The organism is Nocardia sp. AB354, from assembly GCF_049538315.1.
In the GTDB taxonomy this organism is placed as follows: domain Bacteria; phylum Actinomycetota; class Actinomycetes; order Mycobacteriales; family Mycobacteriaceae; genus Nocardia; species Nocardia nova.
In genome coordinates, this window is the sequence record NZ_JBMVFU010000001.1 from 32,833 (window position 1) to 48,013 (window position 15,181).

Below are 15,181 nucleotides of genomic sequence, written 5' to 3' on the forward strand. Positions count from 1 at the left end.
GCGGTAGACGGAATTACCGTCGTCGCAGCCGAACGCAGTTCCCCGAAAGGATCCGGCATGAAATTGATGTACGCCCTCTGGGGGCCGGATCTCGCGGATATCCTCCACGCGCCGGATTTCCACCGGCGGCTGGCCGCCGCGGGGGCGACCCAACTGCAGGTCAACATCGGCGATGCCGACGTCGCCACCGCACAACTGCGGGTGAGCAGCTACGACGAACCGGTCGCCGCGATCGTCGCCGTCTGGAGCGAAGGACAGAACGGGCCGATCACCGATGTGCTCAGCGGCGTCGCCGAGCGGATCAACGGCTGGATCGTGGAGGAACGCGAACCGCTCACCACCGCGCGCCCCCCGGACGGAACCCGCTACGACGCACTGGCCAATATCGCGCTGCTGCGAATTCCGAAGGAACTGAGCCGCGCCGAATGGCTGCACAACTGGCAGGATCGCCATACGACAGTGGCGATCGAAACCCAGGCCACCTTCGGTTATGTGCAGAACACGGTGGTCGCCGCGGTGACTCCGGGGCCGCGGGTGGACGCGCTGGTCGAGGAACTGTTCCCGATGGATGCGATGACCGACCAGCACGCGTTCTGGGGCAGCGGTGGTGACGACGCGGAGTTGCAGCGCCGCGCCGGTCGCATGATGGCCAGCGTCGCGACCTTCGGCGCCGATCGCGACCTCGACGTCATCCCTACCAGCAGGTACCGCTACGACCTGACCGCCTCGTAGCGGATCAGAGCAGCCCCGCCTCGCGCATCAGCGCCTCGACCCTCACCGGGTCGAGGTCGCTCGGATTCACGCGCGGCGGGTCCAGTGAATCCAGCGGCGGCAGCGCCGGGTCGGCGGGTACGCCGGGGGCCACCGGATACTCCATGGCCGCACCGCCGCTGAGCAGACCCTGACCGGCCGCGGCCGTCACGAATCGCACGAACCGCTGCGCGTCGTCGGCGTGCCGGCTCGACTTCAGCACGCCCGCACCGGACAGCGAGAGGTATCCGCCCGGGTCGCCGCCGCGGAAATAATGCGGCACCGAGGGACCGGTGATCCGCTCGGGCGCGAGCTGGGCGCGGTACCAGTCGGTGGCGAAGACCAGCGCGCCGCCGACTCCACCCGCGCCGACGGATTTCAGTGCGGCGAAACCGTTCGGCGCGACGGACGCGTTGTCCTTCACCCCGTGCAGCCACGCGCGCGTGGCGTTCTCGCCGTCGAGTTCCAGCAGCGCCGCGACGATCGCCTGGAAATCCGCGCCGTGCGGATCCGTGGTCCAGCGGCCGTGCCACTGTGGCTGTTGCAGGTCCAGCAACCCGGCGGGCAGCTCGGCGGGCGGAATCTCGGCCGGATGGGCAACGAAAGCGGTTGCGCGCGCGGCGATTCCGGTCCAGTGACCCGAATTCGGGCGGAACCGTTCCGGCACCTGCGCGAGGGTGGCGGGGTCGAGGTCGGCGAACAGCCCGGCGCGTTCGATCCGGGCCATGGCCGGTGAATTCTCGGTGACAACCACATCGGCGGGCGATCGATCCCCCTCGGCCAGCACCTGGTCGGCGACTTCGGCATCGGCGCCGGCGCGCAGCGTCACCCGGATTCCGGTCTGCTCGGTGAAAAGGTCGGCCCACTGCCGGGTCAGGCGTTGATCGTGCGCGTTGTAGACCACGATCTCCGGCTCGTCCGACGACGCCGAACAGGCGGTGACCAGCGCCGAGGCGGCCAGCGCCACCACGCCGAGCACGAGTTTCCATCGGGTACGTTCGTGCTGCTGCGCCGTTGCCATGGACCGTCCTTCCGATCGGAAATTGCGCCGAGGCGACCGGCTAGCCAACCTACCGCGTGGGTTAGCGACACGAAACGCGGTATGGCGCCGATCTGGGTAGGGTCGGCTTCGGATCGGAACCGACCACCTCCGAGGGAGCGACGATGACCTGCTGCGGGCCGAATCGCCGCCGGCTGCTCGCGGCTCTGGCCGCGGCGGCCGCCGCACCGCTCGTACTCCCGGGTTCGGCTCGGGCCCAGGCTGATTCACTGCGCGCGACCGATCTCGAGGTGGTCACGATCACCGACACGTCGGCGATCATCACCTGGACGACCCTCGGCGTCGATGCGTCGGGAGCCCCGGTACCGGTCGATGCGGGCACCGAAATCCGGTTGGCTCCCGCGGATTCCACCGGCCCCGCCCGGACGGTTGCCGTGGCGGGCGCCGATCGGACGCCGTATCACTACGCGCAGATCGACGGTCTGGAACCGGGGCGGCGGTATCGATTCGAGGCATGGTCGGACGGCGTGCGGGCGGTACCGGCGCCGGAGCTGGTCACCCATCTGCCGGACGCACCCGAATGCACCGGCGAATTCACCACTCTGGTCGCTCCCCCGGGCCGGCTGCTGCGCACCCTCGCTCTCTGCAACGACGTGCACATCGGTGAGGAGACCAGCGGCATCATCGCCGCCGGCCTGCCACCGGGTGTGCGGCAGGAACCGGGACTGCCGCCCTACCCCGAGGTAATGCTGGGGGCGTTGCTCGACGATCTACGCCTACCGGATCGCGGCGCCGACCATCTGATCCTGGCCGGTGATCTGACCTCGGAAGCTACTCCCGAGCAGACCCGGACCGTACGAAACCGGCTGGACGCCTGGGGAATCGAGGGACGGGACTGGTTCGCCGCGCGCGGCAATCACGACCGGCCGCATACCGGCGCCGACTACGCCGCCTGCCCGGCGGTGACCGCCGATCACCACGACTGCTGGGGCGAATCCTTCCTTCCCCCGGAACAATTCAGCGAGCACCGGCTCGGCGGGTTGCGGCTGATCGGGCTCGACACCACCGAACTCGACGGATCCGGGGGCAGTATCGGTCCCGGGCAATTCGATCGCCTGCGGGAATCACTGAACCGCGACCCCGATCGGCCGACGGTCGTCTTCGGACATCATCCGGTCACCGCGGAATCGGGCCTGACCAATCTCGCCGGGCCGAATTTCGTGCTGAATCGATCGGACGCGCTCACCCTGCAACAGCTGTATCAAGCGACGCCCGGGGTGTTCTTCCACCATGCGGGCCATACCCACCGCAATCGCCGCACCCGGCCCGACATCCCGCTCCGGGTGGAATTTCTGGAAGTGGGCGCGGTGAAGGAGTATCCGGGTGGCTACACCCTGCTGCGCCTCTACGAGGGCGGCTACATGGTCAATTTCTACAAAACCCGCACCCCGGACGCGCGGCGGTGGAGCACCCGCAGCCGGGCCGAATATCTCGGATCGATGCCCGAATACACACTGGGCAGCACCGCCGATCGCAACCATGTTGTCCTCGGTGATCTTTCGGGACTGTCCTGAATTACCGATTCGGCGACTCCGGACCGCAGCGTGGGAGCGGACGGGCAAATACACTCGGCGGTATGGCCGCACCTCGCCCGCTTCCGCTGGACCCCATTGAAGAGGCCCACCGCCAGTGGACCTCGCACGGCTGGGGCGATGTCGCCGACGGGATGGCGGCGGTGACCTCCCTGGTGCGTGCCCAGCAGATCGTGATGGCCCGGGTCGACGAGGCACTGCGCCCGTCGGGACTGACGTTCTCCCGCTACGAACTGCTGACGCTGCTCAGCTTCAGCAAGACCGGGGCCCTGCCGATGGCGACGGCCAGCGCCCGGCTGCAGGTTCACCCGACGAGTGTCACCAATACCGTCGATCGGCTCGAAGCCGCCCAACTGGTCAAACGAGTACCACACCCCAGCGACCGCCGGGCAACCCTGATCGAGATCACGGCCGCCGGGCGCGATCTGGCGGCGGCGGCCACCCGGGAGTTGAACGAGAAGGTCTTCGCCCGGCCGGGGCTGCCCCCGGAGCGTCTCCACCTGCTGCTGCAGTTGCTGGCGGAATTCCGGCGCGAGGCGGGGGACTTCGACAGCGGCGACACACCGACTCGCTGGGCCTGACCACCGGGTTGCCGACATTCCGGCAGCGACATCCCGGGGCGCTGCCTTCCCATCGGCGGCCGAAAGGTTCACCATGGACGCCATGGTGCTGGTCCTGGGCGTGTCGGCGGGCGCTGGTGGCGCGCGCGCCATGCTCACCCACTCCGATCAGCCCCATCTGCCGCCGATCGATCGCTGCGTGGTCGCTCGTCGCGCGGGGGCCGGGGTCGAGGAGCCGGTCTTCCAGGCCATCGACGCGATGCGGGCCTCCGCGGCCGACCGCGACGAATTCGTCACCGGCATCGCCGTCACCTCACGCTGCGCCCTGCACGCCGAGGCCATCCGGGCCGCGGCCGGACGCAGCCGGCTCACCATCGTCGACGAACCGCCGGCCCAGCTGCGCTATCTGCGGTTCAGCGGACAGCTGCCCGACGAGGGTGCGGTGCTGCTCTACGACCTCGGCAGCTCCGGGCTCACCCTCACCGAGGCCGATTGCCGCACTCAGGCCATTCTGGCCGGTAAGCGCAGCACCCTCCTGGGCGGCGACGGCCACGACGCTCTGCTGCGCTGGCATCTCGCGCACGGTGGTGTCGAGATCGACAATGCCACCGGGCGCGAATACAAGGAACAGCTCAGCGGCACCCGGGTGGTGACCGCCGGCGATCCCTGCTCGGGCATGCGAATCGTGGTGACCCGCAGCGACTTCCACGATCTGGTCGTGGCCGGAATCCACCATTCGGTGTCGTATGTGCGGCAGTTGATCGAGGAGACCGGGGTCCCGCCGCGGGCGGTGGCGCTGCTCGGCGGCTGCACACGCAGCCCGAGTATCCGCGAGTCGCTCGAGCAGCTGCTGGATCTGCCGGTGATCTACGATCCGGAGCCCGATTTCGTCTCCGTTCGGGGCGCGGTACTGATGGCCACCGAACAACCGTCGGCGCGCCGGGTACGCGGTATCCGATTCACCCCCCCGCAGTGCGGATCGGCGGCCTCGACACCACGGCCGGCGGTATCGCGGCGCAAGGTGGTCGCGGCGCTGGCGGTGACCGCGGCGCTCGGCGCGACGGTCACCGGCTTGCTGGTCACCGGGCACGATGCGGCACGGCCCGCGCACGACGGCACACCGGCACGTCCCGTGGAGGTCGCGGGCAGCAGTGCCGAACCCCCACCCGGGAACTGACGGCGGATCATCCGTCCAGTTTGACGGTCGCCTTCTCCGCGTCCGTCGCCGCGGCGCACGGGTCCGGGGTGGCGAGGCGGGAGCGGTTCTGCACCCAGTAGGTGACGGTCCCGGAATCGGCGGCCGAGACCCCGCAACTGCCGGGATCCCGGGGATCGTGCCAGATGAGCCCACCGAAACTGCCGATCACCAGATGCTCGGTGCGGTAGCCGAGCGCCGCGGCGACCTGGCCGGCGCGCAACAGCGAGTCCCGCGCGAACCAGGCGTAGGTGATGTCGACGACGCCGCCGTCCGGGTAGTTGCCCTCCCAGGCACAGACGGTCGGTCCGCCCTCGCGGTGAACGGCGGTGGCATGCACCAGATTCGCGATCTCGGCATCGGTTTCCGGACCACACCCCTGCAGGAGTTCGTCCTCGGCTTGCACCGGCCGCTGCGGGGGCGTCGGCCCCGAGGAACATCCGGCCGCGGCGGCGATCAAGGCCACCGCGACGAGGAGCCGACGGGCTCGGCGCATCGTCGTCACCCCGCCTTCGCCAGGGTCGCCGCGGCCAGCTGCCGCACGGCCGAACAGGCTTGTGCCGCAGCGGGTTGCGGCTCGTCGGCACGCCAGTCGACGAAATCCGCGGCACCGGAATCGACGGCGGCCTCACACCACTGCGGTGTGGAGAAGATCCGGCCGGTGTGGTCGCCGATCCGCAGCGGCGCCGCCTGGGCCGCGGGGTCGGTGGCGATATGCGCGGCGATCGGACTGGCACGGAACCATTCGAAGGTCACCGCGGTGCCGGCGGCCGCCTCCCACCGGCAGCGCAGCGGATTGGCCGACACCTGCTGGAACCCGGAAATGCCTGTTGCGGCAACGACATCCGCATCGGTGGCGGACCCGCACTCGGCGACCGCCAGTGCCTGCGCGGAGACCGGCGCCGGGGCCGGACTCGTCGTGGCCGGTGCGGGCCCGGACGCGCCACATCCCGCCACCACCACAGCGGTGGCCACCGTGACCGCGGCGACTACCCATCTCACGCCGATGAGCGTACGGGAATTCCCGGGCACGCGACCGCTCGTGCCGAGACTGCTCAGCGGTGTTCGAAGTTCGCCGCGCGCTTCTCCACGAAGGCGGTCATGCCCTCGGTCTGATCCTCGGTGGCGAACAGCGAGTGGAACACCCGGCGCTCGAAACGCAAGCCCTCGGTGAGCGTGGTCTCGTACGAGCGGTTCACGGCCTCCTTGGCGATCATCACCGACGGCAGCGACATGCCGGCGATGGTCTCGGCGACCTCGCGCGCGGTGGACAGCAGTTCCGCCGCCGGGACGACGCGGGCCACGAGTCCGGCCCGTTCGGCCTCCTCGGCATCCATATTGCGGCCGGTGAGAATCAGATCCATGGCCTTGGCCTTGCCGACCGCGCGGGTCAGGCGCTGGGAGCCGCCCATGCCGGGAATCACACCCAGCTTGATTTCCGGCTGCCCGAACTTCGCGGTGTCGGCGGCGATCAGGATGTCGCACATCATCGCCAGCTCGCAGCCGCCGCCGAGGGCGTATCCGGCCACCGCCGCGATGATCGGCTTGCGGAACGCGCCGACCCGGTCCCAGCCCTGGAAGAAATCGGCGAGGAACATGTCCATATAGGACTTGGACTGCATCTCCTTGATATCGGCGCCGGCGGCGAACGCCTTCTCCGAACCGGTCAGCACCACCGCGCCGATGCCGGCATCGGCCTCCACCTCGTCGAGTGCGGCGGTGATATCGGTGAGCACCTGCGTATTCAACGCGTTGAGTGCCTTCGGCCGATTCAGGGTGATCACCGCGACGCGTCCGGTGCGCTCCAGCAGAATGGTTTCGAAGTCGGTCACTGTTTCCCTTTCTCGGCTACTCGCCGGAATCCTGGCCCGGCTTCGCGCCGGAACGGCGGCGAATATCGGTGACGATAGCGGAGAAGTCCAGGTCCCCCGCCGACCGGTTGAACTGCTCGTAGATCTCGGCCGCCAGCAGACCGAACCGTCCCTCGACATCGTTGTCGCGCAGGGCGTTCGCGGCCAGGCCCAGGTCCTTGTTCATCAACGCGGTGGCGAATCCGGGCCGGTACTCGTTGTTGGCCGGGCTGGTCGGGACCGGGCCCGGCACCGGGCAATAGGTGGTCAGCGACCAGCACTGGCCCGAGGCGGTGGAGACCACGTCGTAGAACTTGTCGTGGGTGAGGCCCAGCTTCTCGCCCAGCACGATCGCCTCGGACAGCCCGATCATCGAGATGCCCAGCATCATGTTGTTGCAGATCTTGGCGGCCTGGCCCACCCCCGCGCCGCCGCAGTGCACGACCTTGCCGCCCATCACGTCCAGCACCGGCTGCGCCGCGGCGAAATCGTCGGCCTCGCCGCCGACCATGAAGGTCAAGGTGCCGGCGGTGGCACCGCCGACGCCACCCGACACCGGCGCGTCCAGGGCCCGATGTCCCGCTGCCACAGCGACTTCCGCGGCGCGCTTGGCGTCGGCGACGTCGATGGTGGAACAGTCGATGAACAGGGTCCCGGGCTTGGCGGACGGCAGTACGTTGTCGTAGACGTCGAGCACGATGCGGCCGTTGGGCAGCATGGTGATCACGATCTCGGCCTCGGTCACGGCCGCCGCGGCGGTGTCGAAGACCTCCGCTCCGTCGGCGCGGGCCTGTTCCTGCGCGGCCGGCACCGGGTCGTAGGCCAGTACCCGATATCCGGCACGCACCAGATTCGCCGCCATCGGGCCGCCCATATGCCCGAGGCCCAGGAAGGCCACCTTCGTCACGTTCGTCACTCCTGTGCTCCGCTCAGTCCGAGTTCCCGGTCGCCCAGACCGGCGAAATAGCTGTCCACCAGCGCCTCCGACACCTCCGCGAGGGTGGCGGGCGACCACTGCGGGTTGCGGTCCTTGTCGACCACCTGGGCACGGATGCCCTCGACCAGATCGTGCGTGGTCAGCGCGGCCACCGAGACCCGGTACTCCTCGTCCAGCGCCTGTTCCAGGTTCGCCGCCGCGCGGGCGTTGCGCAGGGAACGCAACGTCACCTTCAGTGCCACCGGCGATTTCGACAACACGTCGCCGGACGCCTTGGCTGCCTCGGGGGCGTCGTGGCGCTGCAGCCGCGCGACGATCTCCTCGACCGTGTCGGCGCTGTAGCAGGCGTCGATCCACGACCGCTGCGCGGCAAGGTCCGACACCGGCGCGGGCTGCGCGACCGCCGCGATCGCGGCGTCGGCATCGGTGCGGCGCAGTTCGGCCAGCAGATCCGAAATGCGTTCGGCGGGAACGAAATAGTCGGCGAACCCGGCCGCGATCGCATCTCCGGCGCCCATGCGCGCCGTCGTCAGGGCGACGTGAGTACCCAGTTCACCCGGTGTGCGCGCCAGCAGATACGTACCGCCCACGTCGGGGATGAAACCAATACCGGTCTCGGGCATGCCGACCATCGACCGCTCGGTCACGATGCGGCGATTGCCGTGGGCGGACAGTCCCACGCCGCCACCCATCACGATGCCGTCCATCACGGCGACATACGGTTTCGGATAGTTGCCGATCAGCGCGTTGAGGATGTACTCGTCGCGCCAGAACCGGCCGCTCGGTGAATCGGCGCTGTCGTGGCGCGAAATACCGTGCGCCACCGCGTTCTTCGCGTCGGTGTGGATGGCGACGATATCGCCGCCCGCGCACAGCCCGCGTTCCCCGGCGCCGGTCAGCACCACCGTGCGGACCTCGTCGTCGACGGCCCACTCGCGCAGGGTCGACAGAATCGCCTGCGCCATCGGATGATTGAGCGCGTTGATGGCCTTGGGCCGGTTGAGCGTGATCAGGCCGACGCCGTCGCGCTTGTCGAACAGTACTTCTGCTTCGGTCATATTCTTCCTTACGCTGTATCCGCTCGGCATGAGCGGGCGCCCTCCGTGGTTACGCAGGCTGCCGCCTCCGGGCGCTGACCGCTCATGCCGCGCCGACCACCGAGCGGGCCACCACGACCCGCATGATCTCGTTGGTTCCCTCGAGAATCTGGTGCACGCGCAGGTCGCGCACGATCTTCTCGATTCCGTACTCGGCCAGATAGCCGTAGCCACCGTGCAATTGCAGGGCCTTGTTGGCCACCTCGAATCCGGCATCGGTGGCGAAGCGCTTGGCCATCGCGCACAACTCCACCTTGTCGGCGGCGTCGGCGTCGAGGGCGGCCGCCGCCCGCCACAGCAGGGTCCGCGCCGCCTCCAGCGAGGTGCGCATATCGGCGAGGTCGAACTGCAGTGCCGCGTTGTCTAGCAGCCGGGCCCCGAATGCCTTGCGCTGGGCCATATATGCCACGGTCCGGTCCAGCGCGGTCTGGCCGCCGCCGAGGGAGCAGGCCGCGATGTTGAGCCGGCCGCCGTTGAGGCCGTTCATCGCGATCCGGAAGCCGTTGCCCTCACCGCCGAGCAGGTTCGCGGCCGGCACCCGGGCCTCGTCGAGGATGACCTGCCGGGTCGGCTGAGCGTTCCAGCCCATCTTCTTCTCGTTGGCGCCGAAGGAGAGTCCGGGCGTATCCGCGGGCACGATGAACGCCGAGATGCCGCGGGCGCCTGCGTCGTCGGTCCGCGCCATCAGGACATACACATCGGTGCTGCCCGCACCGGAGATGAACTGCTTGACCCCGGTGAGCAGATAGTCGTCGCCGTCGCGAACGGCCCTGGTGCTCAGCGCGGCCGCGTCCGAGCCGACGCCCGGTTCGGTGAGCGCGTAGCTGGCCAGCAGATCCATCGAGGTCAGCCCCGGTAGCCAGCGGTTGCGCTGGGCCTCGGTGCCGTAGCTGTCGATCATCCACGCGGCCATGTTGTGGATGGAGATATAGGCCGCGATCGCCGGGCAGCCGGTGGCGAGCTGTTCGAAGATCCGCACCGCGTCCACGCGGCGCAATCCGGAACCGCCGACGTCCTCACCGACGTAGATGCCGCCCATGCCGAGCGAGCCGGCCTTGCGCAGCACATCGATCGGGAAGTGCTTGTGCTCGTCCCATTCCAGCGCGTTCGGGGCGAGCAGTTCGTCGGCGAAACTGCGCGCGGTGTCCACGATCGCCTGTTCGTCCTCGTCGAGTACGAACATCGTCTCAGTCCATCGTCGGGATGACGAAGTGATCGGCACCGGCCCCCGCGGCCGGTTCGGTCCGCAGGCCCTGCGGCCAGCGCTGGGTGACCGTCTTGGTCTTGGTGTAGAAGCGGATCGAGTCGGGACCGTGCTGGTTCAGGTCGCCGAAGCCGGACGCCTTCCAGCCGCCGAAGGTGTGATACGCGATCGGCACCGGAATCGGGACGTTGACGCCGACCATACCGACCTGCACGCGCGCGGCGAAGTCGCGGGCGGTGTCGCCGTCGCGGGTGAAGATCGCGACGCCGTTGCCGAATTCGTGCTCGCTCGGCAGGCGCAGCGCCTCCTCGTAGTCGGCGGCGCGCACGATCGCGACCACCGGGCCGAAGATCTCCTCCTTGTAGATCCGCATCTCGGGGGTGACGCGGTCGAACAGCGTTGCGCCGACGAAGAATCCGTCCTCGGCGCCCGCGACCTTCAGTCCCCGGCCGTCGACCACCAGCTCGGCGCCCTCGTCGACACCGATCTGCACGTAGTTGTTCACCCGCTCCACACCGTCGCGGCCGACCAGCGGGCCGAAGTCCGCGCCCGGATCGTCGGAGCGGCCGACGTTCAGCTTGCCGATGCGCTCGACGAGCTTGGCGCGCAAGCGATCCGCGGTCTCCTCGCCGACCGGCACCGCCACCGAGATGGCCATGCAGCGTTCGCCCGCCGAGCCGTAGCCTGCGCCGATCAGCTGGTCGGCGACATCGTCGAGATCGGCGTCCGGCATGACGATCGCGTGGTTCTTGGCGCCGCCGAAGCACTGGGCGCGCTTGCCGTTCGCGGTGGCGGTTTCGTAGATGTACTGCGCGATCGGGGTGGAGCCGACGAAGCCCACGGCCTTGATCCGCTCGTCGTTCAGCAGCGTGTCCACCGCCTGCTTGTCACCGTTGACGACGTTGAACACACCGGCCGGCAACCCGGCCTCGAGAAACAGTTCGGCCAGCCGCAGCGGCACCGAGGGGTCACGCTCGGACGGCTTGAGCACGAAGGCGTTACCGCAGGCCAGCGCCGGTCCGGCCTTCCACAGCGGGATCATGGCCGGGAAGTTGAAGGGGGTGATGCCGGCAACCACACCGAGCGGCTGCCGCATCGAATAGACGTCGATCCCGGTGCCCGCGCTCTCGGTGTACTCCCCCTTGAGCAGATGCGGGATGCCGATCGCGAATTCGATCACCTCGAGCCCGCGCTGGATATCGCCCTTGGCGTCCGGGATGGTCTTGCCGTGTTCGCTCGACAGCAGCGCGGCCAGCGAATCCATCTCGTCCTGGACCAGGGCGACGAACTTCATCAGCACCCGGGCCCGCTTCTGCGGGTTGAACGCGGCCCACGTGCGCTGCGCCTCGGCCGCATTCGCGATGGCCGCCTCGACCTCGGACACACTGGCCAGCGGCACCCGCGCCTGGACCTGCCCGGTGCTGGGGTCGTAGACGTCGCCGAAGTTACCGGAGGTCCCGGCCACCCGCTGCCCGCCGATGAAATGAGTGAGTTCGCGAACCATGCCAGTCCTGTTCTCGATGCGGTCGATGCCTGCCACGCCGGAGCCGACGCAGTACCCGGCCATCCTATAGTTGGATGTCCAAGTATCGGAAGTCATGTGATTTATGACACCGATGGCGCCGTGGTCCGCATCACAGTACAGTTGATTTGACGTCCTACTATCGGGACGCCAAGCGTAGGCGCCCGGCGATCCCGCGCCGGCCTCTGGTGGAGGATTACATGGCCGACCTGCACGTTCCGGTCCATCCCGTACGTTTCGTCACCTCCGCGGCCCTTTTCGACGGCCACGATGCGGCGATCAACATCATGCGGCGCATCCTGCAGTCACAGGGGGCCGAGGTGATCCATCTGGGGCACAACCGCGCGGTCCACGAGGTGGTCGACGCGGTGCTGACCGAGGACGTCCAGGGCGTGGCCGTCAGTTCGTATCAGGGCGGGCACGTCGAGTACTTCGAATATCTGGCGACCGCGCTGCGCGAGGCCGGGGCGGGGCACGTCGAGATCTTCGGCGGGGGCGGTGGCGTGATCGTCGCGGAGGAGATCGAACGGCTGGCGGCGGCGGGGGTGCGCATCTTCTCTCCCGAGGACGGCCAGCGACTCGGGCTACCCGGCATGATCAACGAACTCGTCCGGGCTTGCGATGTGGATCTGTCGACCGAACCGGCCGCCATCGAGGCGGTGCTGGCGGGTGAGCGATATGCGCTGGCGCGCACCATGACCTGCCTGCAGGCCGATGCGCTGCCCGCGGCGGATCTGGACGAACTGCGGGCCGCGGCCGCCGGCCGCACCGTGCCGGTACTCGGCATCACCGGCACCGGCGGATCCGGAAAGTCCTCGCTCACAGACGAACTCGTGCGGCGGTTGCGCACCGATCAGCAGGACAAACTGCGGGTGGCGATCCTCGCCGTCGACCCGACCCGGCGCCGCGGCGGCGGCGCGCTGCTGGGTGACCGCATCCGGATGAACTCGCTCGACAGCGAACACGTCTACTTCCGCTCGCTGGCCACCCGTGGCGCACACGAATTGCCGACCAATATCGACGCGATGATCCTGGCCTGCAAGGCGGCCGGATTCGATCTGGTGATTCTCGAGACGCCCGGTATCGGTCAGGGCGATGCGGCGATCATCGACCACGTCGACATCTCGATGTATGTGATGACGCCGGAGTTCGGCGCGGCCTCCCAGCTCGAGAAGATCGACATGCTCGATTTCGCCGATGTGGTGGCGATCAACAAGTTCGAGCGCCGCGGCGCCGAGGATGCGCTGCGGGACGTCTCGCGCCAACTCGTGCGCAACCGCGAGGCGTTCGGGGCGGCGCCGGAGGATATGCCGGTATTCGGCACCAGCGCAGCGACGTTCAACGACGACGGGGTGACCGCGCTCTATCAGCATCTGGCCGGGCTGCTCGGTGCGCGCGGCCTGCCGCTGGAGACCGGTGTGCTGCCGCGGGTCGACACCCGCGCCTCCACCCGATTCGCACAGATCATTCCGCCGGGGCGGGTGCGCTACCTGGCCGAGATCGCCGAGACTGTCCGCGATTACCACGCCGAGACCCGGCGGCAGGTGGTCGCGGCCCAGCGGGTGCAGCGCTTCGAACAGGTGCTGGCGGAACTGCCCGTGGGGGCGACCGACGATCCGACCGGCACGGAAGACGCTACGGCGGAAGATCTCTCGGTCGCGAAACGGACGGTGTCCGGATTGCTCGGGCGGGCGAGCGCGGATCTCACCCCGGAATCCGCCGCGCTGCTGCGGGATTGGCCCGCGACCGTGGAGTCGTATCGCGGCGAGGAACAGGTGGTCCGGGTCCGCGATCGCGAGATTCGCACGCCGCTGCGACGGACCACGTTGTCGGACAACTCGATTCCGCGCGTGGCGCTGCCGCGCTTCACCGATCACGGCGAGCTGCTGCGCTTCCTGCGCTCGGAGAATCTGCCGGGGCGCTTCCCGTTCACCGGCGGCGTGTTCGCGTTCAAGCGCGACAACGAGGATCCGGCCCGCATGTTCGCCGGCGAGGGCGATCCCTTCCGCACGAACCGGCGGTTCAAGGTGCTCTCGGAACACGCCGAGGCCAAACGCCTCTCGACCGCCTTCGACTCGGTGACCCTCTACGGTCACGATCCGGCCCCGCGGCCCGACATCTACGGAAAGGTCGGCACCTCGGGGGTTTCCATCGCCACCGTCGACGATATGAAGGCCCTCTACGACGGTTTCGACCTCAGCGCGCCCAGCACCTCGGTCTCGATGACCATCAACGGTCCGGCGCCGACGATTCTCGCCTTCTTCCTCAACACCGCGATAGATCAAGCGCTGCAACGGTTTCGGGAGGACAACGGGCGCGAGCCGAGCAGCGACGAGGCCGCCGACCTGCGTGCCCGCACCCTCGCCACGGTGCGTGGCACCGTCCAGGCCGATATTCTCAAGGAGGATCAGGGGCAGAACACCTGCATCTTCTCCACCGAATTCAGCCTGCGCATGATGGCCGATATCCAGGAATGGTTCGTCCGCAACGGCGTGCGCAACTTCTACTCGGTATCGATTTCCGGCTATCACATCGCCGAGGCCGGCGCGAATCCGATCAGTCAGCTGGCGTTCACCCTGGCCAACGGATTCACCTATGTCGAGGCCTATCTGGCGCGTGGCATGGCCATCGACGATTTCGCACCGAATCTGTCGTTCTTCTTCTCCAACGGCATGGATCCGGAGTATTCGGTGATCGGGCGGGTGGCCCGGCGGATCTGGGCGATCACGATGCGCGACAAATACGGCGCCGACGACCGCTCGCAGAAGTTGAAGTACCACATTCAGACCTCCGGGCGTTCGCTGCACGCCCAGGAGATGAACTTCAACGATATCCGCACCACGCTGCAGGCCTTGATCGCCATCTACGACAACTGCAACAGCCTGCACACCAATGCCTACGACGAGGCGGTGACCACACCCACCGAGGAATCGGTGCGGCGCGCCCTGGCCATCCAGTTGATCATCAACAAGGAATGGGGCCTGGCGATGAACGAGAATCCGCTACAGGGCAGTTTCGTCATCGACGAACTGACCGATCTGGTGGAGGAGGCGGTGCTCGCCGAATTCGAGCGGATCAGCGAACGCGGCGGGGTGCTGGGCGCGATGGAGACCGGATATCAGCGCGGGCGCATCCAGGACGAATCGATGCGCTACGAACACCGCAAGCACGACGGCACGCTGCCCATCATCGGAGTGAACACGTTCCGCAATCCGAACGGGGAAACCCATCAAGTGCTGGAACTGGCCCGCGGTACCGAGGCCGAGAAACAATCGCAGCTGCGTCGCACCGAGGAATTCGTCACCGCGCATCGCGAGCCGGCGCAGGCCGCCCTGGCCCGGCTCGAGGCCGCCGCACGCGGCGACGACAACGTCTTCGACGTGCTGATGGACGCCGCGCGGGTCTGCACTCTGCAGCAGATCACCGACTGTTTCTTCACCGTCGGCGGGCAATACCGCCGCAATGTGTGACAAG

Annotated in this window: 13 protein-coding genes; 5 read left to right on the plus strand and 8 right to left on the minus strand. The window is 68.3% G+C overall.

What is annotated here, in order from left to right; all coding sequences use genetic code 11:
- Positions 1 to 57: 57 nt before the first annotated feature.
- Positions 58 to 732, plus strand: a complete 675-nt coding sequence (locus tag ACPCUW_RS00170) for a hypothetical protein (protein ID WP_423423324.1) — start codon at positions 58 to 60, stop codon at positions 730 to 732.
- A 4-nt stretch (positions 733 to 736) separates the two neighbouring features.
- On the opposite strand, the gene ACPCUW_RS00175 is transcribed toward ACPCUW_RS00170, so the two are convergent.
- Entirely contained in the window at positions 737 to 1,771 is a 1,035-nt protein-coding gene (locus tag ACPCUW_RS00175; RefSeq protein WP_195073258.1) for an extracellular solute-binding protein, read from the minus strand.
- Between the two features lie 143 nt (positions 1,772 to 1,914).
- Between ACPCUW_RS00175 and ACPCUW_RS00180 the strand changes: the two genes are divergently transcribed.
- The 3 genes from ACPCUW_RS00180 (at position 1,915) to ACPCUW_RS00190 (ending at position 5,079) form a co-directional block, all read left to right on the plus strand.
- Positions 1,915 to 3,324, plus strand: a complete 1,410-nt coding sequence (locus ACPCUW_RS00180) for a metallophosphoesterase (RefSeq protein WP_423423325.1) — start codon at positions 1,915 to 1,917, stop codon at positions 3,322 to 3,324.
- A 62-nt stretch (positions 3,325 to 3,386) separates the two neighbouring features.
- Positions 3,387 to 3,923 carry a MarR family winged helix-turn-helix transcriptional regulator gene (locus ACPCUW_RS00185; protein WP_030518305.1) on the plus strand — a complete coding sequence of 179 codons (537 nt, stop codon included), beginning with the start codon at positions 3,387 to 3,389 and terminating at the stop codon, positions 3,921 to 3,923.
- A gap of 73 nt (positions 3,924 to 3,996) precedes the next feature.
- Entirely contained in the window at positions 3,997 to 5,079 is a 1,083-nt protein-coding gene (locus ACPCUW_RS00190) for an Hsp70 family protein (RefSeq protein WP_423423326.1), read from the plus strand.
- Positions 5,080 to 5,086: 7 nt separating this feature from the next.
- On the opposite strand, the gene ACPCUW_RS00195 is transcribed toward ACPCUW_RS00190, so the two are convergent.
- The 7 genes from ACPCUW_RS00195 to ACPCUW_RS00225 all read right to left on the minus strand — a co-directional run bounded on the left by ACPCUW_RS00195 (position 5,087) and on the right by ACPCUW_RS00225 (position 11,689).
- On the minus strand, positions 5,087 to 5,593 hold the full coding sequence (locus ACPCUW_RS00195; protein ID WP_423423327.1) for a DUF3558 family protein: 507 nt from the start codon (positions 5,591 to 5,593) through the stop codon (positions 5,087 to 5,089).
- Positions 5,594 to 5,598: 5 nt separating this feature from the next.
- Positions 5,599 to 6,099, minus strand: a complete 501-nt coding sequence (locus tag ACPCUW_RS00200) for a DUF3558 family protein (RefSeq protein WP_423423328.1) — start codon at positions 6,097 to 6,099, stop codon at positions 5,599 to 5,601.
- A 53-nt stretch (positions 6,100 to 6,152) separates the two neighbouring features.
- Positions 6,153 to 6,929: an enoyl-CoA hydratase gene (locus tag ACPCUW_RS00205; RefSeq protein WP_030518309.1), complete on the minus strand. Its 777-nt coding sequence runs from the start codon at positions 6,927 to 6,929 to the stop codon at positions 6,153 to 6,155.
- 16 nt (positions 6,930 to 6,945) lie between these two features.
- Positions 6,946 to 7,854 (minus strand): 3-hydroxyisobutyrate dehydrogenase, encoded by a 909-nt coding sequence (gene mmsB, locus ACPCUW_RS00210; protein ID WP_423423535.1) that lies wholly within the window; start codon positions 7,852 to 7,854, stop codon positions 6,946 to 6,948.
- A gap of 5 nt (positions 7,855 to 7,859) precedes the next feature.
- Positions 7,860 to 8,942: an enoyl-CoA hydratase/isomerase family protein gene (locus ACPCUW_RS00215; protein ID WP_423423329.1), complete on the minus strand. Its 1,083-nt coding sequence runs from the start codon at positions 8,940 to 8,942 to the stop codon at positions 7,860 to 7,862.
- A gap of 82 nt (positions 8,943 to 9,024) precedes the next feature.
- Entirely contained in the window at positions 9,025 to 10,164 is a 1,140-nt protein-coding gene (locus tag ACPCUW_RS00220) for an acyl-CoA dehydrogenase family protein (protein WP_063015862.1), read from the minus strand.
- 4 nt (positions 10,165 to 10,168) lie between these two features.
- Positions 10,169 to 11,689: a CoA-acylating methylmalonate-semialdehyde dehydrogenase gene (locus ACPCUW_RS00225; RefSeq protein ID WP_423423330.1), complete on the minus strand. Its 1,521-nt coding sequence runs from the start codon at positions 11,687 to 11,689 to the stop codon at positions 10,169 to 10,171.
- 218 nt (positions 11,690 to 11,907) lie between these two features.
- Here ACPCUW_RS00225 and icmF point away from each other — a divergent pair, with 218 nt between their 5' ends.
- Positions 11,908 to 15,177 (plus strand): fused isobutyryl-CoA mutase/GTPase IcmF, encoded by a 3,270-nt coding sequence (gene icmF / locus ACPCUW_RS00230; protein WP_423423331.1) that lies wholly within the window; start codon positions 11,908 to 11,910, stop codon positions 15,175 to 15,177.
- Positions 15,178 to 15,181: the final 4 nt, after the last annotated feature.